Origin of the sequence: Photobacterium aquimaris, from assembly GCF_002954455.1 — a bacterium.
Taxonomy (GTDB): Bacteria; Pseudomonadota; Gammaproteobacteria; order Enterobacterales; family Vibrionaceae; genus Photobacterium; species Photobacterium aquimaris.
The window spans coordinates 429,427-453,181 of record NZ_MSCC01000001.1; the positions used below are offsets into that span (position 1 = coordinate 429,427).

Here is a 23,755-nt window from a genome sequence, read left to right on the forward strand (position 1 = left end):
GGTCTTTATTAACCCTTATTGGATTGGTTAATAAAGTAGATGATTAAAAAACAACCACTGCAAATTATTGTTTAATTATATGAAATTTAAGGTATTAGTGTCACCTTTGACGCTAGTATAAATCACCTTAGTTATTGTTTTGCGCTTTTCAACGATAAAATCTGGAAATTGCGTGATCGCATGATTATAATCAGCGCCGAAATGGATTGCGCAAACGTTTTCTATTTCTTAACGTGTTTGTTAGTTTATTGCCTATCTCTAAGGAATCGAGAAGCATGCTAGAAAAGTTATTTAAACTCAAAGAACATGGCACAACAGTGCGCACTGAAATTATGGCCGGTGTGACTACTTTCCTAACAATGGCTTATATTATTTTTGTAAACCCCACTATGTTAGCCAGTACAGGAATGGATCAAGGCTCAGTGTTTGTTGCTACTTGTTTAGCGGCAATGATTGGCTGCTTTGTAATGGGTTTTTATGCTAATTATCCGGTAGCACAAGCGCCAGGCATGGGACTTAATGCCTTTTTTACTTATACCGTTGTTTTAGGTATGGGTCATACGTGGCAGGTCGCGTTAGCTGCTGTATTCTTATCTGGTTTATGTTTTATCGCGCTGAGTGTTATGCGGGTGCGTGAATGGATTATTAACTCAATTCCTCATTCATTACGTATCGGCATTTCGGCTGGTATTGGTTTGTTTTTAGCTTTTATTGCGTTGCAAACATCTGGCATTGTGGTGGCAAGTCCAGCAACATTAGTCAAAGCCGGTGATTTAACCAGTTTTCCAGCAATAATGGCAGGACTTGGCTTTGTGTTAACGATTGGCTTAGTTCAACGTGGCTTTAAAGCAGCAGTATTGATCGCAATTTTAATTGTTACCGCAATCAGTATTATTGTTGGTGAGGTTGATTACAACGGCATTATGTCCGTGCCACCAAGTATTGCGCCTACTTTTATGCAACTTGATTTTTCTGGTGCAATGGAAGTTGGTTTAATTTCAATTGTATTTGCATTTTTGTTTGTCGATTTATTTGATACTGCGGGAACATTAGTTGGGGTAGCGACCAAAGCTAACCTAATTGGTGAAGATGGTAAATTACCGCGTTTAAACCGCGCATTATTAGCCGACAGTACTGCAACTTCTGTTGGTGCATTATTGGGTACCTCAAATACCACATCTTTTGTTGAGAGTGTGTCGGGTGTCGCAGTTGGTGGCCGTACAGGCCTAACAGCCGTTACGGTTGGCATGTTATTCTTACTCGCGTTATTTTTTGCACCATTAGCTGGCATGGTTCCAGTATATGCTACTGCTGGTGCATTATTTTATGTAGCTATTTTGATGATGTCAGGTTTGGTATCTATTGATTGGCGAGACCTAACAGAAGCCGCGCCTGTAGTGGTTGTGTGTTTACTGATGCCGTTAACCTACTCAATTGCAGAAGGTATTGGTCTTGGTTTCATTACGTTTGCGGTAGTTAAAGCATTAAGTGGCAAGGGACGTGAAGTAAATATCAGTGTTTGGGTTATTTCTACGTTATTCCTTGCGAAGATTATTTTCTTATAAGTGTAATGTTATTTACGCTTACATAAATTTATGCGGTTTTCGAATCGCTGTTTCAGAGGTTGTTTTACTATGAGTAATAAATTCGTCATCACTTGGGATAACATGCAAATGTACACACGCCAGCTAGCAGAGAAGTTGCTACCGGCTGAACAGTGGACAGGTATCATTGCTGTTAGCCGTGGCGGTTTAGTGCCAGCGGCTATTTTGGCGCGTGAATTAGGCATTCGTCATATTGATACCGTATGTATTGCTAGCTATGATCATGATCATCAGCGTGATATGAATGTAATCAAGCAAGCTGATGGTGATGGTGAAGGTTTTATCGTTGTAGATGATTTAGTTGACACTGGTGGTACTGCGGAAAAAATTCGTGAACTGTACCCACGTGCTAAATTTGTAACGGTATGTGCAAAACCTGCTGGTCAACATTTAGTTGATGATTTTGTGGTTAACATTCCTCAAGATACATGGATTGAACAACCTTGGGATATGGCGGTTACTTACGTTGATCCGATTGCTAAAAAATAAATCTGTTAGTTAAAACTGATTCAGCAAGACAATGATAGTGTGTTGATGACCAGCTTTGAAAGCTAAGTTTTATTAAAGACGCCACATTGTTGGCGTCTTTTTTTATCGATTTTAGTTATTGAGAGTGGTTTAGGTATATTATCTAAGCCTATTAAAATACGTGATATACGTTGGAGGATGCCGTGTCTGAACAACCATCAAAACAAAATCTATCAGAGAAGCTATTTGCACCCCGCCAAACTAGCAAAGAAACCTCAAATATTGTAAAAATTGCACATGTTCATAGTGGTAATGTTAACAATGTGCTTGATGGTGAAAGTCAGCTTGGTTGGTATCGTGTTTTACGGCGTCCACAATGGATATGGCAAGGTGTTGATCCTATTGAGCAAGAAGCTGTTTTAGCAAGGATTGCAGCCTCAGATGCTCCCCGTACAACGGCACATTTATTAGATACTGTTATAGGTTATCGTTCGGGTAACTGGACTTATGAATGGTCACAATTAGCATCAAACTATCAGCAATTAGCTCGTGCAGCTGCTAATAATGGTGATAAGTTAGCGGCATCTGAATTATTGTTTAAAGCCAGTACTCATTACAGTATTGCGGCATATCCTTATATAAAAGGTGATCAGTTGGCTGATCAGGCCGAATTACAAGCCAACCAAAGTTACCGTGAGGCGATTGATCTACGTCCACATGACATGCGTAAGATTGATGTTAAATATGAAAATAAAACCTTTGAGGCATTTATTCATCTACCACGTACCGATAAATTATTACCTACAGTAATTGTTAGTGGCGGCTTAGCAACATTACAAAGTGATCTGTGGCGGTTATATAAAGATTACTTAGGCCCTGCTGGGTATGCAATGGTGACCTTAGATATGCCATCAGTTGGTCACAGTGATCGTTGGAACTTAACCGAAGATACCAGCCGCTTACACCAAGCATTATTGCAACAAATTCGAGATGTGCCGTGGGTTGATAACCGCAACGTTGCGATGGTGGGGTTACGCATGGGAGGCAATGCAGCGATTCGGCTTGGCTTTATGGAGCCAACACGGTTAAAAACCTGTGTCAGTATTGGTGGTGCGATCAATAGTTTTCTTACTCAACCTAAACTGTTAGATCAAATGCCACGTATGTATTTAGATGTTCTTGCCTCTCGAATGGGTAAAAATGGCCAAGCAGAAGCGAGTATTAAATCGCATTTACCTGCATGGTCATTAAAAAACCAAGGTATTTTAGGTCGCCGTCGTGTTGATATTCCTATGCTTGGTATTGGTCTTAAAAACGACCCTATTTGTCCTGAAATGGATAATCAGCTGATTGCTTTATCAAGTTATGGCGGTAAGACGATGACGTTACCTGAAAAGCCGATTTATGACGGCTATCACCGTGTAATGACAGAAGTGGTTAAATGGCTTGATGATAAAATGCAGTAATTATTGTACTGATAAAAAGCCTTAAATATTAGCGGAATTGCACTACAGTGTGATTCCGTTTTTTTATAACTAAAATATATTGTCATGATATTGTTGGCAAAATTAGTAACCATAGTTTGTTATTTTGTTAAAATTTACCCATACTATAAGAAAATACTATTATGATAAGCGAATTTTTACGTTGGTACAGATAATAACAGGACAGTAAGTCTTACTTGTGTATCAAATACCGCTGACTATGGATGGATAATACAATGACAACAGCAACAATCTTTCCACCACATGGACGTTTAATCTCTAAATTGACCGCAATTGGTCCTTATCTTCGTGAAAAAAAATCACAACCGCAACGATTCTTTTTTGACTGTTTAGCTAGCTGTGTTAATGCAGAAAAAGATCCTGAGCAACGTGAATTTTGGGGGTGGTGGCTGGTGATGACTGCGACAGATACCGGCTACGAATATGAGTATGATTTTGGTCGCTATAACGCTGCAGGTGAGTGGGTGAATGGTAGATTACCAGCGAAGCATCATGATGCTGTATTTAAAACATTGATTGATTTTTACCCCAAATTAACACAATTTATTGTTGATGAATGCGAATTAACCCTCGTTCCAGCAGCAACATTAACCCAAACTTCATTAGCTGAATTATCTGATAAATAACGTCAATATTAGCTAAAAGTTAGGCTATCACCACTGGCGACATTAAATTATTATTTTATGAAATTATCATAAATATGCATTTATTTTGTTGCCATGTGGTGTCATCACTCTTATTTATAGCCATTAATGTTCAAACAAGGTGCTAAAGCCCGTTAATATTGATTTTGTCATTGTTTTTTTCTTGTGCTTTTCGATAGGTATTGATACAACAAAGAACATTTATTATTTCAATCTATTGTTTGATCTCATGGCTGATTCAAAAAAATCTAATGCTCAAAAGCAAGACGTTGCTGCTGTTGCCGCAACCCATACTATCGTCGTCAAACTAGGTACTAGTGTACTCACAGGTGGTACATTAAAACTCGATCGTGCCCATATGGTTGAGTTAGTGCGTCAATGCGCTATGTTACGTAGTCAAGGCCATAAAATTATCATTGTTACTTCTGGCGCTATTGCTGCTGGTCGTGAGCATTTAGGTTACCCCGAACTACCCAAAACCATGGCAAGTAAGCAACTGCTTGCGGCTGTTGGCCAAGGACGCTTAATTCAAGAGTGGGAAACCTTGTTTGGTATCTATGGGATCAACATTGGTCAAATGTTATTAACCCGTGCAGATTTAAACGATCGCGAACGTTATTTAAATGCGCGCGATATGTTAGTGGCGCTATTAGATAACGGTATTGTACCCGTTGTAAACGAGAACGATGCTGTTGCTACCACTGAAATTAAAGTCGGCGATAACGATAATCTCTCTGCATTAGTGGGTATTTTGGGAGGGGCTGATAAGTTACTACTCATGACCGATCAGGCGGGATTATTTACTGCAGATCCGCGTAGTAATCCAAATGCTGAGCTGATTCACGAAGTCGCGACTATTGATGATAAATTACGTAAATTAGCCGGTGGTACTGTTGGTGGTTTAGGTACAGGTGGTATGGCAACTAAATTACAAGCTGCAGAAGTCGCTTGTCGTGCCGGTATTGAAGTGATCATTGCTGCTGGACGCCGAGTTGACGTGATTGTTGATCTTGCAGCCGGCAAAGCTGTCGGTACACGTTTTCTACCATTAAAATCACCACTTGAAGGTCGTAAACAATGGATCCTTGCCGGGCCTCCGCCTGCTGGGGATATTGTGATTGATGATGGTGCTGTGACAGCGGTACAACAAAAAGGTAGTAGCTTACTTGCGAAAGGTATAACGCAGGTAAAAGGATCGTTTGAACGTGGTGAAGTCGTTCGAATTTTTGATAGTAATAATGTCTTACTTGCACGTGGTATTAGCCGCTATTCAAGTGATGATATGACTAAAATCGCCGGTAAGCACAGTCATGATATTCATCATGTTTTAGGCTACGAATATGGCCATGCTGCAATCCATCGTGATGATATGGTAGTTATTTAATCACAGTGTTCAGTCACATCGATAGCTGATTAATTTAATGTATTTGAATTTAAGTAAGGAATTATCGTGAATCTTGGAAAAATGGGACAAGCAGCACAACTGGCTGCGTTTGAATTAGCCACTACTGCTACAGCTGTAAAAAACACGGCATTGGCGATTATTGCTGATGAGTTAGAAGCTAATCAAGTAGCTATTCTTGCGGCTAACAAACAAGATATTGATGCCGCTATTGCAAGTGGTATGTCAGAAGCATTGGTTGATCGTTTATTACTTAATGAAGCACGCATTAGTGCCATTGCTAGTGATGTGCGCAACGTGATTAACTTAAATGATCCTGTTGGTGCTGAACTTGATAGCCGAGTGCTTGATAACGGCATGCGCCTAAGCCGTCGCCGTGTGCCATTAGGTGTTGTGGGTGTGATTTATGAGGCTCGTCCTAATGTAACCATTGATATTGCAGCGTTATGCCTTAAAACGGGTAATGCGAGCATTTTGCGTGGTGGTCGTGAGACATTCCATTCAAATATGGCGTTAGTGAAAGTAATTCAATCTGCATTAGCTAAAGTGGGTTTACCGGCAGCATCTGTACAATATATTGAACAGCCAGATCGTGAATATGTATCACAGCTGCTAAAACTTGATCAATATGTTGATATGATCATTCCACGTGGCGGTGCTGGTTTACATCAAATGTGTAAAGAAAATAGCACTATTCCAGTGATCATTGGTGGTTTTGGTATTAGCCATATGTATGTTGATGACAGTGCTGATTTATCTCGATCATTAGATGTGGTTGAAAATGCTAAAGTGCAACGTCCTTCTGCATGTAATTCATTAGATACGTTATTAGTGAATGAGAAAATATCAGCAGCCTTCTTATCGCGTTTAGTTGAGCGTATGAATAAAGCAAAAGTAACGTTAGTTGCTGATGAGGCTGCGTATAGCTTATTGGAAGGTAAAGCAAGTTTCTTACGAAAAGCTGAAGCAGGTGATTTTGATACCGAATGGCTAAGTTATACCTTAGGTGTAAAAGTCGTTGCTGATGTTGATGAAGCTATTTTTCATATGCGTAAACATAATGCTAGTCACTCAGATTCGATCTTAACTAATAACCTTCAAGCTGCTGAGCGATTTGTTAATGCAGCAGGATCTGCTGCGGTATACGTTAATGCCTCAACCCGTTTTACTGATGGCGCACAATTTGGCTTAGGTGCTGAAGTTGCTGTATCAACTCAGAAACTGCACGCTCGAGGCCCAATGGGGTTAGAAGAGCTAACCAGTTACAAGTGGGTAGGTGTTGCAGATTACCTAAGTCGTTCTTAATTAAACGTATTGTAATGCAAATTCAAAGATAATATCCATCAAAAAAGCTGCCACTAAAATGGCAGCTTTTTTACGAATATAACTTAGCGTTTCAGTACTTAGATCGCTTGTTTTAATTTTGCGAGTCCATAAGCGGCAATTGTTACACTATCTTTTAATTTACCGTTGATAATCATTGCTTCAAACTCTGCAATGGTAAAAGATTGGCTAATTAAATCTTCTTCTTCAATATCTCGTAACTGTTGTGGTGCGGAATGTAATTGTGTCGCTAAGTAGATATGACAAGTCTGATTCAAAAAACCATAAGCAATAAATTGGCTACCTAAGTAGGTCATTTTATCAGCCAATAAACCAGTTTCTTCTTGTAATTCGCCTTTGGCAAGATCAAGGTGATCTGCGTTAGGATTAGCTTCCCAAGCACCTTGTGGAATCTCCCAACAGCGTTGCTTAATGCTATAGCGAAACTGTTGTACTAAATGAATACAACCATTATCAATCGCCAAAATTGCCGCACAATCAGGTTTTTCGACCACGCCATAAATGCCTTTGGCACCACTTTGACGCTGGATTTTATCTTCTCGTACTGTCATCCATTTATTTTGATAAACAATACGGCTATCTAATGTTTTTATATCAGTCATTTTTATCCTGCGGATGGTTGCTGGTGTTAGAGTGATGAGTATTTGTCGTGGGTGATGACTGAGGATCATCGAGTGATGTTGATGGTGGTTGTCTGTTTTTAAGTCCTGTTCGCATATAAGCGGTGTACTTTAAAGCGGCAATATTACTAGCAATCACTGCAATAATAATCATACAGATAATCCAAGGATTAAAAAACCATTCCATATTCACCTCACACGATAATCTCGATTCAATCTATCAAGTACCATTAATAAATAATGATCACTGAATAAATAGCATAGCAATAATAGCTATTGGCTGCGATGAGTTCATCATAACAGCAATGCATAATTAGCTATCAAATATCGCATGATTAGCTGTTCAGTCATCAAGCCTGAACAGCGTTTATGATTGATAAATGGGGCGGTGATTATAAAATTTTATGCAGGATCTGTTGATACATATCGGTTAATTTTTCAAGATCGGCGACTTTCACACATTCATTAACTTTGTGAATGGTGGCATTGACCGGCCCAAGCTCAACAACTTGTGCACCAGTACGGGCAATAAATCGACCATCAGATGTACCACCTGTCGTGAGCAGTTGCGGCGGAGTGTGATTGATCTCTGTAATAGCGGCGACTACCGCATCAACTAATGTTCCACTATCGGTTAAGAATGGATGACCACTGAGAGTCCATTTTAAATCATACTCTAGTTCATGAGCATCCAATATTGCGTGCACACGACGTTTAATATCGGCATCTGTTAATTCTGTACTGAAGCGGAAATTAAATTGGACCTCAAATTGACCAGGAATAACATTTGATGCGCCAGTTCCTGCAGCAATATTGGGAATTTGAAAGCTTGTTGGTGGAAAGAAGTCATTGCCATTATCCCAATGGGTGGCTGTGAGTTCGGTTAAAGCGGGCAGTGCTTGATGGATCGGATTATTGGCTAAATGTGGGTAGGCAACATGGCCTTGAATGCCCTTAACAATCAGATCGCCAGTGATTGAGCCGCGACGGCCATTTTTAACAATATCACCGATAGTATCGGTGCTTGATGGCTCACCGACAATGCACATATCTATTTTTTCATTACGTGCTTCTAAGGTGTCAATGACTCGCGTGGTACCATTAATGAAAGGTCCTTCTTCATCAGAGGTGATGAGCAGTGCAATTGAGCCATTATGATGAGGGTTCTGAGCAATAAAGCGTTCAATAGCCACCACCATACATGCCAGTGAACCTTTCATATCAGCGGCACCACGTCCATGTAAGTAGCCATCAACAATGGTCGGTTCAAAAGGCGGAGTATGCCATTGATCTGCAGGTCCTGAAGGAACGACATCAGTATGGCCTGCAAACACAAATAGCGGTGCTTGGTTACCACGACGAGCCCATAGATTAGTGGTATCTTCAAATACCATTGTTTCAATTGTAAATCCTAGCGTTTGTAGACGTTCGATCATTAACGCTTGGCAACCCGCATCTTCAGGAGTGACTGAAGGGCGGCTTATAAGATCTTTTGCAAGTGCAATAACGGGACTGTCAGACATCCTTGTATCCTTGTTATTTAGTAAGAAAAATAGCCTGATATTGATCAGGTTTAAAGCCTAAGTAGTAATGGTTATTATGTTGTAATAATGGTCGCTTAATCATTGCAGGTTGCTCTAGCATTAATTGCAATGCGGTTTCACGGTTGAGGCTCGTTTTTTGTTCAGCCGTTAATTGGCGGAAAGTAGTACCACGTTTATTGACCATCGCTTCCCAGCCTAACGCTACTTCAAAGGTTTCTAGCAATGTAAGATCGATACCATCGACACGGTAGTCATGAAATTTATAATCAATATTCTCGGTTGCGAGCCAGTGTTTCATTTTTTTTATGGTGTCGCAGTTTTTTATACCGTAAGCAATTGTACTCATATTTAGCTGACTTTTTATAATAAATTAATTATCTTTTATAGCGAGATTACAAGGTGATCGCAACTGTTACACTTTGCTGGTGACGATTTTGCATTACTGTTTATGACGATAGTTTTCATAAAAATGAGATCAAACTCGCTTTTATTATGATAGATAGCTATTAAACCACTGACCTCGTTGATCAAACGCAACATCCTCATTTGAGAACGGGCAATAATAGACACAGTATATTATGGAGGCCCCAATGGAACTGAATCCAGTTTTTGCCCGCAGACTTTATTTGGCATTACTTGTTGAACACACCGAGCGCCCTAATGTTCCTCGTTTAATTGAGCAAACAGGCTGGCCACGACGGACGATTCAAGATGTATTAAAAGCCCTACCAGGCTTAGGTATTGAATTGACTTTTATTCAAGATGGGCGCCGTCATAATGATGGCTATTATAAATTAAGTGACTGGGGACCGTTTGATTTGCAATGGGTTGAGTCGCGAGAGCAGGATTTAATGGCATCTTTAGCGGTGTAATTCACCATCATCGTGTCAGAATTATCAACCGCAGGTGTTTATTCACGCTGCGGTTTTTTATGGCATGTTGATTATCTAATCGTAATCTAATGCTAGTAACCTAATGTTTGTAAATACAGTACTGTTGCTGCTGTGCGTGATTTCACTTGCAACTTGCGCAATAAGCTTTTCATATGTACTTTGACTGTTGCTTCTGAAATAAACAACGACTCAGCAATCACTCGATTAGTATGACCTTTAGCAACCTCTTGTAATATTTGGTTTTCTCTGTCAGTTAGAGTTGAGAAAAGGGTATTATCAGTGTTGTTATTACTTAAAAAAGCAGTCACAACCTCACTGTATGCTTTACCACCGGTTAAGGCGGTTTTTAATAACCCAATCAGTTCATCAGGCTCGGTATCTTTGAGTAAATAACCATCAGCACCAGCAGCGATGAGTGTTTTTATATCAGCATGATTATCGGATACCGTTAGAATTACAATACAAGCATCAATACCTTCATTACGTAATGTAATTAGAGTATCTAAGCCTGACATGCCTTTCATATTGAGATCTAACAAAATCAGGTCAACGGGAATTTTATGGGCAAGCGCAATGGCTTCATTACCATTACTGGCTTCACCAATGACATCAAACTCATTTTCAAAACTGAGCAACTGCCCAATACCTCTGCGCATTAACGGATGATCATCGACGATCATAACTTTCCAAGCCGACATGTTTTTACCCTTCTGATAATGCAAATTGCAGTTTAATTTGGCTACCACTACCAATTTGTGAATGAACCGTTAATTTTCCTTTTAAGCATGAAGCCCGTTCTTGCATGATATTTAAGCCATAGTGATTGAGTTTTGATTGTGAAGGAGCAAACCCTATTCCATCATCGGTTATTTCAACGTTAATCATCTGTTGATGTTGATGACAACTAACACTGATATGACTTGCATTGGCGTGCTTGATCGCATTGAGTATTGCTTCGCGAATAATTTGCAATAAATGCACTTGATTATGAGCAATCAATGCCATTGACGGTAATTGGTTATCAACCCTAAATTGCGCAGATGTCTGTTGTTGTAATGGCGCTAATAATTGATTGAGCGCTTCATTAAAATTTGCTTCTTTAATCGTTAACCTAAATGTACTTAATAATTCCCGTAATTGGGTATAAGCACTAGATAGCTCTTCATCAATTGTTTGTACTGTTTGCCATTGAGTACTATTTGTTGTTGGAGTCTTCAACTGGCGCTTTAGTAGTGTTAATTGAATTTTTAAATATGATAATGATTGAGCAAGTGAATCATGCAATTCACGGGCAATAGTGGCACGCTCTTCCATTAATAGTAATTGTTCGGTTTGCTTTTGAGCGCGATTGTAATAAATCCCACGGCTTATAATATTGGCGATATTTTCAATCAAAGCAAGATCAGGACAAGGCAGCTGATATTGCCACCATAGTTGGCCCATGATTTCACCATCAATGAGTAATGATTGCTGATGCCAAGTTGTTGACAGGTGGTTGCCAACCGTAATTTCGGTGGTGGTGTTATTAGGTTCTACAATAATAAGTTTCGCTGCGGTTAAACCATCAATAGCAATTAATGTTTCGAGCATATGTTGAAAATGCTGGTGGGTGAGGCGGCTAACTGATAGCTGTTGTGAGCAGTTATATAACACCTGTAGTGACTCATTAGCATGGCGTAAACGGTGGGTTTTTTCATTAACGTTGTGCTCTAAATCCGCATAAAACTTATTTAGATCTGCTGCCATTTGAGTAAATGTTCGCGCCAGAATACCCAATTCATTATCACTATTATTATTGATTATTAATGAAAACTGATGCTGCTTTATTTTTTTACATCCTGCCATTAATTGATTGAGCGGCGTGACTATTTGGCGCTGAGTAAATTGAATCGTAAATAACACCACCATTAAGATAAGTAATAACCCCATCGCACTGATTAAAGCTAATAGGTGTAATTTATTTTCAGATGATTGTTGTAACTCAAATACAAATTGATTGATACGCTCAACAAAAGGAGCTACTTGAGTTAAATAGCCATTTTTATCCATTTGATCTAACTGTGAACGTACCGCTCTCCAACTGAGGAGTAATTCAGTGTAATGATCCTGTATTTTTTGCGGTACATACCAGTGGTGCAATGCTCGCATTGTTGGTGATGTTAACGACTGTTCAAACGCCACGGTATGAGTACTAAGCAATGGTGATTGGGTTTCGATATCTAACGCTAGCCGATAACTCTGCATTCTTAATGACCCTGCTGTATTAATGGCTGCGGCATCATTCAAGCTCGAAACTAACATGCACAAGGCTAAACTGATTGTGGTTGAGACTAAAAATAGAATGGCCACCATCGAACGGCCAATAGTAGTGATGACAGAATTTACTTTGTGTTGATGCATGGATGGTAGATGGCCTAGTTATATGAAGATTTATTAATAGGAAAACGTCGTTGCTCTAGATTGTTAGGGTGATATTAAGGCGTTTTATATTTTAGCTATCGGATTATGCGATAAATTTGTCAAATAGTAGTCATTTTGTTGGTTGTTTTATTGATCTAAAACAAAACATAAGGGTAATTACCTCCTAAGAGGTATGTTCGTGGTTATGACGATATTTAAAAATAACGTAAAAGAACATGAATAGAAAGTGAATGGTGCTGTGATTCACCTTTTACTGTTAACTATGGGGTGAAGGCTGTGATTAATCGTTCTCGTCGAAGTTTATTTACTCGCCAACAGTCACCTCAACTGCAACGTTTACCTTGGATAAAGGATGAAAATACCTTTACCGATCAGTGTCAGCGCTGTAATGCGTGTATTGATGGTTGTCAAACTAACATTATTGTTAAAGGTGACGGTGGGTTTCCGATTGTAGATTTTCACCACGGTGAAGGGGAATGCAGTTTTTGTTATCAATGTGCAACTGTATGCCCCGAACCGCTATTTGAATTACAACATCAATCACCATGGGCGCAGGTTGCGACAATTAATTCATCTTGCATGGCAGTTAATAATATTGAATGTCGTAGTTGCGGCGATCAATGTGAAATTCAAGCTATTCGCTTTGCTTTGCAAATAGGAAAGGTTGCACAACCGGTGATAAACAGCGCTGATTGTAGTGGCTGTGGTGGATGCATAAGTGGCTGTCCAGTGGCTGCGATAGAAATGATAACGCCTTAAAGTTTGAAATTATAGAGAGTAAACATGACATTACATGAAGTGCATACCTCAAGCCTTATCGTTCACGTTAAGCCACAATATTTGACAGCGATTAGCCAACAAATTTTAGCAATACCAAATACTGAAATTCCTGCGACAAGTGATGAAGGTAAAATTATCGTAGTACTTGAGACCGAGAATCAAGGCTATGTAACTGATGCAATTGATAAAATTAACAATTTAGACCATGTATTGATCACTTTTTTGGTCTATCACCACATTGAGCACTACGATTCACACGCTGAGGGTAAGCTATGAAAATGACAAGAAGAGCATTTGTGAAAGCAAATGCTGCAGCGTCTGCTGCTGCGGTGGCGGGTATTTCTTTACCAGCATCTGCAACGAATTTAATTGTGAGTTCTGATGAAACCAAAATTAAATGGGATAAAGCACCGTGTCGTTTTTGTGGCACTGGCTGTTCAGTTTTAGTTGGTACTAAAAACGGACGGGTGGTTGCAACTCAAGGCGATCCGCAAGCTCCGGTAAATAAAGGCCTCAACTGTATTAAAGGCTATTTTTTATCGAAAATAATGTATGGCAAAGATCGTTTACAAACGCCGTTATTACGGATGAAGAATGGTCAATACCATAAAGACGGTGAGTTTACATCTGTTTCATGGGATCAGGCTTTTGATGTCATGGCTGAGAAGTGGAAAGCGGCGCTGAAAAAACAAGGTCCATCTGGTGTGGGCATGTTTGGCTCGGGTCAATGGACAGTAATGGAAGGCTATGCTGCATCTAAGATGATGAAAGCGGGTTTTCGTTCTAATAATATCGATCCTAATGCACGCCATTGTATGGCCTCAGCGGTAGTCGGGTTTATTCGTACTTTTGGTATTGATGAACCGATGGGATGTTATGACGATCTTGAACATGCCGATGTGTTTGTGCTGTGGGGCTCAAACATGGCAGAAATGCATCCAGTATTATGGACGCGATTAACTGATCGCCGTTTGAGTCATCCTCACGTTAAAGTCAACGTACTATCGACTTATGAGCACCGTTCGTTTGAGCTAGCTGATAACGGTATGATTTTTCACCCTCAAACTGATTTAGCGATTGCTAACTATATTGCTAACTACATTATTGAAAATGATGCGGTTAATTGGGATTTTGTTAATAAGCATACCCATTTTAAACGTGCTCAAACCGATATTGGTTACGGCTTACGTGATGATAATCCATTACAAAAACAAGCCGCGAACCCTAACTCGGGTGAATTATTCCCAATGACGTTTGAAGAATATAAAGCGTCTGTGGCTGATTATACTCTTGAAAAAGCCTCCAAAATGTCAGGTGTTGAGCCTGAAAAGTTGGTGCAGTTAGCCAAATATTATGCCGATCCGAAGCTTAAGGTAATGTCATTGTGGACCATGGGTATGAACCAACATACGCGTGGCGTATGGATGCAAAGCTTGGTTTATAACCTACATTTATTAACCGGTAAAATATCGACACCAGGCAATAGTCCATTTTCATTAACAGGCCAGCCATCGGCATGTGGTACCGCGCGTGAAGTGGGCACCTTTGCTCACCGTTTACCAGCTGATTTATTGGTTGCTAATCCTAAACATCGCGCAATTGCTGAAAATATTTGGAAACTGCCTGAAGGTACTATTCCACCCAAACCGGGTTATCACGCGGTGCTGCAAGATCGAATGCTAAATGACGGTAAACTGAATGCTTACTGGGTGATGTGTAACAATAATATGCAAGCGGGTCCAAATATTAATGAGGAGCGTCTGCCAGGTTACCGTAATCCTGATAACTTCATTGTATGTTCAGACCCTTATCCAACTGTCACGGCGCAAGCATCTGATTTGATTCTACCTACCGCAATGTGGGTTGAAAAAGAAGGCGCTTATGGCAATGCTGAACGTCGTACTCAAGTTTGGTATCAACAAGTCAAAGCACCGGGTGAGGCTAAATCTGATTTATGGCAGATCATGGAGTTCTCCAAGCGGTTTAAGGTTGAAGAAATCTGGGATGAAGCCCTACTGAATAAGATGCCGCAATACCGTGGTAAAACCATGTATGACATTTTGTTCCGTAATGGCCAAGTTGATCAATATCCATTAACTGAAGCGCAACCGTTAAATGATGATGCGCAAGCTCAAGATTTTTATGTTCAAAAAGGCTTATTTGAAGAATACGCCACATTTGGACGTGGACATGGGCATGATCTTGCCCCTTATGAAACCTACCATAAAGTGCGTGGTTTACGTTGGCCGGTTGTTGATGGCAAAGAAACTCAATGGCGCTTTAAAGAGGGGTCAGATCCGTATGCTAAAAAAGGTTCTGGTTGGGATTTTTATGGCAAACCGGATGGTAAGGCACTTATTATTTCAGCGCCTTATGAAGCGCCGCCAGAAGTGCCAGATCAAGATTATGATATGTGGCTGTGTACTGGGCGCGTGTTAGAGCATTGGCATACTGGCACCATGACTCGCCGTGTACCTGAGTTATATAAAGCTGTGCCTGATGCATGGTGTTATATCAATCCTCAAGATGCTAAAGCTCGCAATCTTCGTCGTGGCGATGAAGTGTTACTTGCTTCTCGTCGTGGAGAAGTACGTTGTCGAGTGGAAACGCGTGGTCGAAATCGCCCTCCGGTTGGATTGGTTTTCGTGCCGTTTTTTGATGCAAATATTCTTGTCAATAAATTGATTTTGGATGCAACAGATCCATTGTCAAAACAGACAGATTTCAAAAAGTGCCCAATTAAGATCACCAAGATCTAATCAATTCAGCGAACGCAGACAGTCGTTCGCTGTAACTAGAATATGCCTAGTAACGGAGAGCAGCATGAAACAATTATTTTTTGCAGTATTAGTCGCAGGGCTGATGCTTACAGGTATCGCGCATAGTGATGATAGTGATTCGGCAACAGCAATCGCCGCAAATATTGCAACGGCAGCTAAACTAGATAACCCTGGTGGTATCGGCGGCGTTGAGTCGTTACGCGGCATGGTTGAGTTAGAGACAACACGTCCAGCGGATCCAATGAAACACTACCCTAAAGATCAAGGTCTTATTGATAGTGACTATGTTTATCAGCCACCATTGATCCCTCATAGTATTCGTCATTATGAAGTGTCGCTAAATGCCAATAAATGTTTAGCCTGTCATAGCTGGAAAAATGCTAAACAAATGGACGCTACTAAAATCAGTGTGACCCATTATGTATCACCTCAGCAAGGTCAAGTGCTGTCTGATGTCTCACCAAGTCGCTATTTTTGCTTGCAGTGTCATGTGCCTCAAGCGGATGCTAAACCATTGGTTGAAAATGATTTTAAACGCGTAAACGCATTACGTTAATCGTGACTGAATAGTAAAAGGGTTTATCTATGAAGTTGTTAAAAACATTTTGGTTACGACTAAAAACACCCAGCAAAGTTGCGGTTGGATTAGTGCTGTTTATGGGATTTATGGGCGGGTTATTATTCTGGGGCGGATTTAATACCGTGATGGAAAAGACCAACTCTGAAGAATTCTGTGCTGGGTGTCATGCGCCAATCGTTAAAGAGATTCAAGAAACCATTCACTTTTCAAACCGTTCGGGTGTGAGAGCGATTTGTTCAGATTGTCATGTGCCGCATAATTGGACTGATAAAATTGTGCGTAAGGTGCAGGCATCAAAAGAAATTGTTGCACATATGATGGGCACCATTGATACCCCTGAAAAATTCAATGCTCGTCGTGGTCATCTTGCCGAGCGTGAGTGGCAGCGAATGAAAAACAATGATTCTCAAGAGTGCCGTAATTGTCATCAGTTCAATTATATGGATTTTTCTGAGCAAGCTCCGCGTAGTGCAAAGCAGCACTCAACCGCATTAGCATCTGGTGATAAAACCTGTGTTGATTGCCATAAGGGGATTGCCCATAAGTTACCTGACATGAAAGATGTGGCAGGGTGGCAATAAACCAAAGGAGAAGTAATGAGTACGCTAGAATCCGTTATTTGGCATGTACTGGGTTATGCTGCGATGCCAATGATTATTTTGTCAGGCTTTATCGCGGTTGCTGCAGTGTGTGTGGGGTTATTATCATTAGGTAAAGATAAAACCCTTGATTAAATAGTTACAACGATATGAGCGTTAAGCCATGGCTGCCAGAGTGAATACTCGAGTAGTCATGGCTTTTTAGTTTGTTCATGGTACCAGCCAATCAGTTGCTGGTGGTTGTGTCGTGTATTAATTGTTGATCGATCAATAATGTTCTAAATTGCTGAGCACGTTTACGATTAACGCCAAAATCAGAATAACCACTGCGAGAAATTGATCTTACTTGTAGCTGCTGGGCCTGTCGTTTGACTTCAAAATCATCAATGAATCCAAACACAGCACTTCGAACTTCGATATGAAAATAATGATCGTCATGCTCAACAAGTTTTGCTCCTGGCAGGGTTTGTGCTAGCGCAATAATATCGGTCCAGCTTTTGATACCTTTTGGGGTCAACATAAAAGGGGCTAGCTGGTATTTTTCGCGTTGTTCAAGGGTTGATACACAATGGGGTTTATTATCGCAAGGCGTATCGATTTGACGCTGCCATGGTACTGATTGAGGATCAGCACAGCCACTGATTAAGCCACTTAATACACTGATAAAACCAACAATCTTCATATTCACTCTCATCATAGCGCACGGGTGTAAATTAAATAAATACCAAAGCCAATCCAAGACGTAATAGTGATTGCCCATGGTAGCCAATGTTGCTTGTAGATGATATTTGGATTTGCGATAGGTGTAATGGTTGTTGCTATTTGTGGTTGGTTATTTTTAGATTGAGCATTTTTCTTTTTTAATTTATCACGCTCTCTTGCTTTAGCTTTTTGTTGTTTTTTATATTGCTCAATGCCTTTTTGAATACCTTGTGCGATCAGTTTAGTTTGTTCTTTAGTTTGGCCTTCTTTTTGAGTTGCTTTTGCTACTCGTAATGCTTCTATTTGTGTTTCTGTAGAAGGTGCGGTGTTCTTTTTTATGGTCGCCATGCTTATTATTGACCTTACTTATAAATGATAAGGAACGATGATTATATCTGATTAGTTAATCTTAGCAGTAGTGTTGTCATATGTATGATTGTTGGCATATGTGTTGATATTTATATATTTAGGCTTTTTTGTATGAAAGTTCCAGTTTTAGATGAATATGGTGTTAATACTATATTCATATTGTAACTTTATGATTAGAAAGAATTTAGAGGCTGTTTTTTCAGCATTAAATGGTTAATAAACAACCATCAATTGTTGGTTTTAGATCAAAAAACGTGACTTGCTAGGCAATATAAATAAATGAAAAGTGCGGTGAACCACAAAAACAACCCTTAAATAGTACTTATTATAGGTGATCGATTAGAGTCAAAACTAAGCCGTAACGTGCTGATGTTATCGATATTGATGCGTATTGAGTTGAACAAGTGTGAGGAAAGTTGTTTGCTTTATCCTATCAATGCCTACGATGAACATGGGCAACTAAAATTAAATAAGATGTTATGGCTAGCGTTGATTTTTAATGCGAAAGCATTGGTAATTTTTGTGATGGCGGGAGTCAGTCGAACACAAGGTGGACAACTACTTGAATTGATTTATCCGCTACGCGACACATTGTATATCGGCATGGTGTTGGGAAGTCCTGCTTTACTATTAATGTGGTTATCTGGTCAGCGTAGTAGCGATAATAAAGTTATACATTATCTGTGGCAGCGTGGAAAAAAATTATTAATAGCTGCTTACAGTATCGATTTTGCTTTGCAAATATATCATCTCGTGTTGAGTCAGGGCGCATTTTCTTGGGTACGCGCATTAACCTTGTTACTGACTATTTGGCTTGGGTTATATCTAATTCGAAGCTCACGAGTAAAAGATGTATTTGCACATTAGCTTTTTAGAGGTAGTCGTAATGGAAAAGTTATCTATGGGTAAAGGACAATTATTTCTAAGCACATTATTAAGCCCACTAGCAATGGCTGATTGGCTACTTGATGTTAGTTTTGAAATGCACAGTGCTTGCTGTTTTCGCCAAATGGTAAATACCTCATTGTCATTATTACCAGGTGAAGAAACTATTTTCTTTGAAGGGTTGAGTCAAGATAACCATCACTCATACCGTGAAGTCGTGGGTAGTGCACAATTGTTAGATGTTTCAGCTGATAGCGTCAGTATTGCATTGCAAGTACAAGAGCGATTAGATGATGGTGGTTGGCGCACTATTTTAGCCCAAACATTATCAACAGGATTAAATATGCCAATGCTATTTGAATCAGGTGAGCCAAGTAGTGAACATGTCAAATTACAAGTTGAAGTGATGACCGCATAAACCCTGATGATTGATTATGCTTAAGAAGCGCGACTATTTTATGGTCGCGTTTTTTTTATAGCAATAAGGCTATCTGAATTGATGGTGAAGAGATTTTAATGGCTATTTAAACTATGAGTTTAACTGAAACAGTTAAAGCGTCTGCGCTGCTATGAGAGCGTTTTAAAAGCTAAATCTACATTCTGTCGCCATAAAAAAACGCAGCTATCAAGCTGCGTTTTTATTAAGATATCAACAATCTTATTTCTTGATGCGTAGTACTGGTGTTTCACCAACGTTTACAGCACCAGATAGCTTGATCAACTCTTTGATCTCATCCATGTTAGAGATAACAACTGGCGTCAATGTAGACTTAGCTTTCTCTTCTAGGATTGCAAGATCGAATTCGATGATAGTGTCGCCAACTTTAACAGTTTGGCCTTCTTCAGCGATGCGAGTAAAACCTTCGCCTTTAAGTTCAACAGTGTCGATACCGAAGTGAACAAAAAGCTCGATGCCATCGTCAGACTCAATAGAGAAAGCGTGGTTAGTTTCGAAAATCTTACCGATAGTACCGTTTACTGGTGCAACCATTTTGTTGCCAGTTGGTTTGATAGCAATACCATCACCAACGATTTTTTCAGCAAATACTACATCAGGCACATCTTCGATGTTAACGATTTCACCAGAAAGAGGTGCAATAATTTCAATTACACCAGCTTCGCTGCTGTCGTCAGAAACCATTTTCTTTAATTTGTCAAACAGACCCATATCGTTGCTCCTAAGCGTTGTTATTCTATCTGCTATATTATTAGCAGATGGTCTTTTCTGCGATGAATTTTTCTACGTGCTCTTCAATCTCAGCTGCAGTAGGAAGAGATAATGCATACTCTGCCATTGCTTTTACGTCAGCAAAGTTAGCGTTACGGATAACTTTCTTAACGCGAGGGATAGAAATCGCACTCATGCTGAACTCGTCAAGACCCATACCTAATAGCAGTAGGGTAGCACGTTCGTCGCCAGCAAGCTCGCCACACATACCTGTCCACTTACCTTCAGCGTGAGAAGCATCAATAACTTGCTTGATCACAGTAAGTACAGCTGGTGATAGCGGGTTGTAGAGATGAGAAATAAGCTCATTACCACGGTCAACTGCTAGAGTATACTGGGTTAAATCGTTGGTACCAATACTAAAGAAAGAAACTTCTTTCGCTAAATGGTGCGCAATCGCTGCAGCTGCTGGTGTTTCAACCATAACACCGATTTCGATGTTAGCGTCAAATGCCAAGCCTTCAGCTGTTAATTCAACCTTAAACTCTTCAATTGCTGCTTTTAATGTACGTACTTCTTCAACCGAAATAATCATCGGGAACATGATACGAACTTTACCATGAGCTGATGCACGCAAGATAGCACGGAATTGGTCACGAAGAATTTCACGACGATCTAGGCTAATACGAATTGCACGCCAACCCAAGAATGGGTTCATTTCCTTAGGAAGATCTAAGTAAGGTAGATCTTTATCACCACCGATATCCATAGTACGGATAATCACTGGCTCGCCATGCATAGCTTCAGCAACTTCTTTGTATGCTTGGTACTGTTCTTCTTCTGTTGGCAGAGAATCACGGTCCATAAACAAGAATTCAGTACGGTATAGACCAACGCCTTCACCGCCATTACGGTTAACGCCATTACAGTCTTTAACTGTACCGATGTTGCCGCATACTTCAACTTGCTTACCATCAAGTGTGATAGCAGGAAGATCTTTTAGCTTCGCTAATTCTTCTTGCTCTGCTTTATCAGCATCACGGATAGCTTTAAATTTGTTTAGTTCGTCTTCAGTTGGATTGATAACAATCTGGTTATTGATTGCATCAAGAACCAGCATATCGCCGTTCTTAACTTGAGACGTAATAGTATTTGTTCCCACAATAGCAGGAATCTCTAGCGAACGTGCCATGATAGAGGTGTGTGAAGTACGACCACCGATATCAGTAATAAAGCCAAGAACGAACTCTAGATTAATTTGTGCAGTCTCTGATGGTGTTAGGTCATTAGCGACCAAAATCACTTGCTCATCAATAGCACTTAAATTAATAACGTTAATACCTAATGCATTCTTAACAAAACGGCTACCGATATCACGGATATCACTTGCACGTTCTTTTAAGTATTCATCATCAAGAGATTCAAGGGTTTGAGCTTGTTCTTCAATGATTGAATAAATAGCATAATCAGCAGAATGCTTATCTTTAATAAGGGCTATAATTTCTTCTTCTAGCTCCTCATCTTCAAGCAACATGATGTGGCCTTCAAAGATGGCTTCTTTCTCTTCACCAAAGGTGACACGTGCTTTTTCTTTGATAACTTCTAGTTGCTCAGCAGATTTTTTTCGAGCGTCGAAGAAACGTTGAATTTCGTTATCGATCTGGTCTGCAGCGATTGGAGTTTTGTTTAGAACAATCTCTTCTTCTTGCAATAGCAATGCTTTACCGAAAGCAATACCAGGAGATGCCAGGATACCTGAAATCATAGCCTTACCTTTAATTAACTAAAAACTGGAACTCGTTTGTATACAAGCTTTGCTTAGATTTCGCGGAACATTGCGATATCAGCACCGTCATGTAGCTCTGTAAGAGTTACTAGCTTATCAACAGCTTCTTGAGCTTGTGCACCTTCAGCTGCGATAGTAATAACTGCACCTTTAACTAGGCCAAGCGTTTGAAGCTTAAATAGGCTCTTAGCACTTGCGCTTTTGCCATTTGAAGTTACTGTGATATCAGCATCAAATGATTTTGCGTCTTTAACGAATTGTGCTGCTGGACGAGTGTGTAGGCCGTTTGGTGCAGTGATTTCAACTTGCTTCTGATACATATTTCACCCCGATTTAGATATAGTCGTTATATTAATAGTTTGCTTTAATGAGCTATAATCTATGTGATTATAAATCTCAGCATATTGTTCAAGCAGTATAAACTACCTAATAATATGTTGTCTTAGCTTTAATCCATATCAAAGTTTTATGAGAAACTTTTTTTGAATTAATCAAAATTGACTAATAATTGTCCTTTTATTTTGATGCTAAAAATAAAGCGCATCAGCTTTATAGTAAAGCTGAGAATAAAATGCAACAAAAAAGCCCACAAAGGGCCTTTTTGAGTGTAGATATACCTATATAACATCACAAAATGTGATCACTGTTGGGTTTCTTTTTCTGTGAATATACCTGCAAAAAGTGCAGTTGAGAGGTAACGCTCACCAGAGCTGGGTAAAATAACAACAATATTTTTATTTGCAAATTCTGGTCGAGAAGCAATATTATTTGCAGCAACCACAGCGGCACCTGATGAAATACCCGCCAGAATACCTTCTTCATCCATTAAGCGACGTGCCATTTCAATCGCATCATCAGAACTGACTTGTTCAATTTCATCGATAAGCGCTAAATCAAGATTACCGGGAATAAATCCAGCGCCGATACCTTGAATTTTATGTGGTGCAGGTTGAACGGTATCGCCATTTACTGTTTGAGTGATCACTGGTGATTCTGTAGGCTCAACGGCAACAACAGTAATAGCTTTACCTTGTTGTTGTTTAATATAACGGCTAACACCAGTAATCGTACCACCTGTACCGACACCTGATACAAAAACGTCAATCTCGCCATCGGTGGCATCCCAGATTTCAGGGCCGGTTGTTTTTTCATGAATAGCAGGGTTCGCTGGATTATTAAATTGTTGTAGTAGAAGATATTTATTTGGATTTGAGTTGACGATCTCTTCTGCTTTATCAATTGCGCCTTTCATGCCTTTTGCAGCTTCTGTTAATACCAGATTAGCGCCAAGAGCTTTTAATAATTTACGACGTTCAAGGCTCATGCTTTCTGGCATCGTTAACGTTAATTTATAGCCACGAGCAGCAGCAACAAAAGCAAGTGCGACACCAGTATTACCACTGGTTGGCTCTACAAGTTCAATGCCTTCTTTTAGAAGACCATTCTTCTCTGCTTCCCATACCATATTGGCGCCGATACGGCATTTAACACTAAAGCTAGGGTTACGTGCTTCAATTTTTGCAATCACCTTGCCATTACTGACACGATTAAGACGTACCAGCGGTGTGTTACCAATAGTGAGAGAGTTATCTTCGTATATTTTGCTCATACTTCGTTCCTTCGTGACAAATTAGACTCAATGTTGAATAGATTAAGCATAT

Annotated in this window: 27 protein-coding genes; 15 read left to right on the forward strand and 12 right to left on the reverse strand. The window is 39.8% G+C overall.

Annotation, left to right across the window (positions count from 1 at the left end):
- The first annotated feature begins 275 nt into the window (after positions 1–275).
- From BTN98_RS01765 to BTN98_RS01790, 6 genes are all read left to right on the forward strand, one after another.
- On the forward strand, positions 276–1,565 hold the full coding sequence (locus BTN98_RS01765) for an NCS2 family permease (protein WP_060999512.1): 1,290 nt from the start codon (positions 276–278) through the stop codon (positions 1,563–1,565).
- Positions 1,566–1,634: 69 nt separating this feature from the next.
- Positions 1,635–2,093, forward strand: a complete 459-nt coding sequence (gpt, locus tag BTN98_RS01770; RefSeq protein ID WP_060999514.1) for a xanthine phosphoribosyltransferase — start codon at positions 1,635–1,637, stop codon at positions 2,091–2,093.
- Positions 2,094–2,275: 182 nt separating this feature from the next.
- Positions 2,276–3,538, forward strand: a complete 1,263-nt coding sequence (gene frsA, locus BTN98_RS01775; RefSeq protein ID WP_060999515.1) for an esterase FrsA — start codon at positions 2,276–2,278, stop codon at positions 3,536–3,538.
- A 254-nt stretch (positions 3,539–3,792) separates the two neighbouring features.
- On the forward strand, positions 3,793–4,203 hold the full coding sequence (gene crl / locus BTN98_RS01780) for a sigma factor-binding protein Crl (protein ID WP_060999517.1): 411 nt from the start codon (positions 3,793–3,795) through the stop codon (positions 4,201–4,203).
- A 247-nt stretch (positions 4,204–4,450) separates the two neighbouring features.
- Positions 4,451–5,605, forward strand: coding sequence for a glutamate 5-kinase (gene proB, locus BTN98_RS01785; protein WP_060999520.1), 1,155 nt, complete (start codon positions 4,451–4,453; stop codon positions 5,603–5,605).
- 81 nt (positions 5,606–5,686) lie between these two features.
- A complete protein-coding gene (locus BTN98_RS01790) occupies positions 5,687–6,928 on the forward strand; it encodes a glutamate-5-semialdehyde dehydrogenase (protein ID WP_060999522.1) in 1,242 nt (413 codons plus the stop codon).
- A gap of 98 nt (positions 6,929–7,026) precedes the next feature.
- On the opposite strand, the gene BTN98_RS01795 is transcribed toward BTN98_RS01790, so the two are convergent.
- The 4 genes from BTN98_RS01795 to BTN98_RS01810 form a co-directional block, all read right to left on the reverse strand.
- Positions 7,027–7,569: an NUDIX domain-containing protein gene (locus BTN98_RS01795; protein ID WP_060999524.1), complete on the reverse strand. Its 543-nt coding sequence runs from the start codon at positions 7,567–7,569 to the stop codon at positions 7,027–7,029.
- Positions 7,562–7,774: a DUF2897 family protein gene (locus tag BTN98_RS01800; RefSeq protein ID WP_065190133.1), complete on the reverse strand. Its 213-nt coding sequence runs from the start codon at positions 7,772–7,774 to the stop codon at positions 7,562–7,564. The genes BTN98_RS01795 and BTN98_RS01800 overlap by 8 nt, the downstream gene beginning before the upstream one ends.
- Positions 7,775–7,979: 205 nt before the next feature.
- Positions 7,980–9,110: a succinyl-diaminopimelate desuccinylase gene (gene dapE / locus BTN98_RS01805; RefSeq protein WP_060999526.1), complete on the reverse strand. Its 1,131-nt coding sequence runs from the start codon at positions 9,108–9,110 to the stop codon at positions 7,980–7,982.
- Positions 9,111–9,123: 13 nt separating this feature from the next.
- Positions 9,124–9,477, reverse strand: a complete 354-nt coding sequence (locus tag BTN98_RS01810) for an ArsC family reductase (protein ID WP_060999527.1) — start codon at positions 9,475–9,477, stop codon at positions 9,124–9,126.
- A gap of 244 nt (positions 9,478–9,721) precedes the next feature.
- On the opposite strand from BTN98_RS01810, the gene BTN98_RS01815 reads away from it, so the two are divergent.
- On the forward strand, positions 9,722–10,003 hold the full coding sequence (locus tag BTN98_RS01815) for a winged helix-turn-helix domain-containing protein (protein WP_060999529.1): 282 nt from the start codon (positions 9,722–9,724) through the stop codon (positions 10,001–10,003).
- 92 nt (positions 10,004–10,095) lie between these two features.
- On the opposite strand, the gene BTN98_RS01820 is transcribed toward BTN98_RS01815, so the two are convergent.
- Together BTN98_RS01820 and narQ are read right to left on the reverse strand one after the other, a co-directional pair.
- Positions 10,096–10,722 (reverse strand): response regulator, encoded by a 627-nt coding sequence (locus tag BTN98_RS01820; RefSeq protein ID WP_060999531.1) that lies wholly within the window; start codon positions 10,720–10,722, stop codon positions 10,096–10,098.
- A gap of 4 nt (positions 10,723–10,726) precedes the next feature.
- Positions 10,727–12,424, reverse strand: a complete 1,698-nt coding sequence (narQ, locus tag BTN98_RS01825) for a nitrate/nitrite two-component system sensor histidine kinase NarQ (RefSeq protein WP_060999537.1) — start codon at positions 12,422–12,424, stop codon at positions 10,727–10,729.
- A 297-nt stretch (positions 12,425–12,721) separates the two neighbouring features.
- On the opposite strand from narQ, the gene napF reads away from it, so the two are divergent.
- The 6 genes from napF to BTN98_RS01855 all read left to right on the forward strand — a co-directional run bounded on the left by napF (position 12,722) and on the right by BTN98_RS01855 (position 17,319).
- Positions 12,722–13,204, forward strand: coding sequence for a ferredoxin-type protein NapF (gene napF / locus BTN98_RS01830; protein ID WP_060999575.1), 483 nt, complete (start codon positions 12,722–12,724; stop codon positions 13,202–13,204).
- Between the two features lie 24 nt (positions 13,205–13,228).
- Entirely contained in the window at positions 13,229–13,501 is a 273-nt protein-coding gene (locus BTN98_RS01835) for a chaperone NapD (RefSeq protein WP_060999538.1), read from the forward strand.
- A complete protein-coding gene (gene napA / locus BTN98_RS01840) occupies positions 13,498–15,984 on the forward strand; it encodes a periplasmic nitrate reductase subunit alpha (RefSeq protein ID WP_060999539.1) in 2,487 nt (828 codons plus the stop codon). The genes BTN98_RS01835 and napA overlap by 4 nt, the downstream gene beginning before the upstream one ends.
- A 64-nt stretch (positions 15,985–16,048) precedes the next feature.
- The gene (locus BTN98_RS01845) at positions 16,049–16,561 is read left to right on the forward strand and encodes a nitrate reductase cytochrome c-type subunit (RefSeq protein WP_060999541.1); all 513 of its coding nucleotides are present in this window, start codon (positions 16,049–16,051) and stop codon (positions 16,559–16,561) included.
- 29 nt (positions 16,562–16,590) lie between these two features.
- A complete protein-coding gene (locus BTN98_RS01850) occupies positions 16,591–17,166 on the forward strand; it encodes a NapC/NirT family cytochrome c (RefSeq protein ID WP_060999543.1) in 576 nt (191 codons plus the stop codon).
- 15 nt (positions 17,167–17,181) lie between these two features.
- Positions 17,182–17,319, forward strand: coding sequence for a TIGR02808 family protein (locus BTN98_RS01855; RefSeq protein ID WP_065166512.1), 138 nt, complete (start codon positions 17,182–17,184; stop codon positions 17,317–17,319).
- 91 nt (positions 17,320–17,410) lie between these two features.
- Here the strand turns inward: BTN98_RS01855 and BTN98_RS01860 are convergent, their stop codons facing one another.
- Positions 17,411–17,866 carry a DUF1499 domain-containing protein gene (locus BTN98_RS01860; RefSeq protein ID WP_060999546.1) on the reverse strand — a complete coding sequence of 152 codons (456 nt, stop codon included), beginning with the start codon at positions 17,864–17,866 and terminating at the stop codon, positions 17,411–17,413.
- Between the two features lie 11 nt (positions 17,867–17,877).
- Positions 17,878–18,234 carry a DUF2956 domain-containing protein gene (locus tag BTN98_RS01865; protein WP_060999549.1) on the reverse strand — a complete coding sequence of 119 codons (357 nt, stop codon included), beginning with the start codon at positions 18,232–18,234 and terminating at the stop codon, positions 17,878–17,880.
- Positions 18,235–18,675: 441 nt separating this feature from the next.
- Here BTN98_RS01865 and BTN98_RS01870 point away from each other — a divergent pair, with 441 nt between their 5' ends.
- Both BTN98_RS01870 and BTN98_RS01875 read left to right on the forward strand, forming a co-directional pair.
- The gene (locus BTN98_RS01870; RefSeq protein WP_060999577.1) at positions 18,676–19,122 is read left to right on the forward strand and encodes a DUF2919 domain-containing protein; all 447 of its coding nucleotides are present in this window, start codon (positions 18,676–18,678) and stop codon (positions 19,120–19,122) included.
- Positions 19,123–19,141: 19 nt separating this feature from the next.
- A complete protein-coding gene (locus BTN98_RS01875) occupies positions 19,142–19,558 on the forward strand; it encodes a hypothetical protein (RefSeq protein WP_060999551.1) in 417 nt (138 codons plus the stop codon).
- Positions 19,559–19,798: 240 nt separating this feature from the next.
- Here the strand turns inward: BTN98_RS01875 and crr are convergent, their stop codons facing one another.
- The 4 genes from crr to cysK form a co-directional block, all read right to left on the reverse strand.
- Complete coding sequence (gene crr, locus BTN98_RS01880; RefSeq protein WP_060999553.1) at positions 19,799–20,308, reverse strand: PTS glucose transporter subunit IIA; 510 nt, start codon at positions 20,306–20,308, stop codon at positions 19,799–19,801.
- Between the two features lie 40 nt (positions 20,309–20,348).
- Positions 20,349–22,073, reverse strand: coding sequence for a phosphoenolpyruvate-protein phosphotransferase PtsI (ptsI, locus tag BTN98_RS01885; RefSeq protein ID WP_060999555.1), 1,725 nt, complete (start codon positions 22,071–22,073; stop codon positions 20,349–20,351).
- Positions 22,074–22,126: 53 nt separating this feature from the next.
- A complete protein-coding gene (locus BTN98_RS01890; protein ID WP_060999557.1) occupies positions 22,127–22,414 on the reverse strand; it encodes an HPr family phosphocarrier protein in 288 nt (95 codons plus the stop codon).
- Between the two features lie 320 nt (positions 22,415–22,734).
- On the reverse strand, positions 22,735–23,703 hold the full coding sequence (gene cysK / locus BTN98_RS01895; RefSeq protein WP_060999559.1) for a cysteine synthase A: 969 nt from the start codon (positions 23,701–23,703) through the stop codon (positions 22,735–22,737).
- Positions 23,704–23,755 lie beyond the last annotated feature (52 nt).